1 pseudogene is annotated in these 486 nt (G+C 80.7%); it reads right to left on the reverse strand.

What is annotated here, in order from left to right:
* A pseudogene (locus tag NWP09_RS13255) lies at positions 1 to 486 on the reverse strand (hypothetical protein); the annotation flags it as partial.

Here is a 486-nt window from a genome sequence, read left to right on the forward strand (position 1 = left end):
GCGCGAGGCCCGTGCCCGCATCCCCGAGGCCCGCGGCGAGGCTCCCCGCGACGTCCTGCTGCTCGAGCTGCGCGAGGCCGCCCGCGAGCGCGCGGGCGGTCGCGAGCGCGGCCGGGTCGGTGCCGGGGTCGGCCTCGAGCATGGCGAGCAGCTGCGCCGCCGCGCCGGACGACTGCCCGATCGCGGCGTCGAGCTGCTGCAGCCCGCCGGCCGCGGCGTCGAGCCCGGTGCCGATCTCGCCGGCCGCCTGCTGCACGCCGCCCGCGAACGCGTCGACGCCCGAGGTGTACGCGTCGACGCCGTCGCTCAGCCCCTGGGCGCCCGCGCTCAGCCGGTCGACACCCCCGGTGTACTGCGCGATCCCGTCGGAGAGCTGCGCGCTGCCCTCGGCGAGCCGGCCGATGCCGGCGTCGGCGGTCGCGAGGCCGTCGGCGAGCGCGTCGGCGCCGTCCGCGAGCCGCACGGCGCCCGACTGCGCCTCGACGG

Source organism: Agrococcus sp. HG114 (assembly GCF_024723325.1).
Lineage (GTDB): Bacteria > Actinomycetota > Actinomycetes > Actinomycetales > Microbacteriaceae > Agrococcus.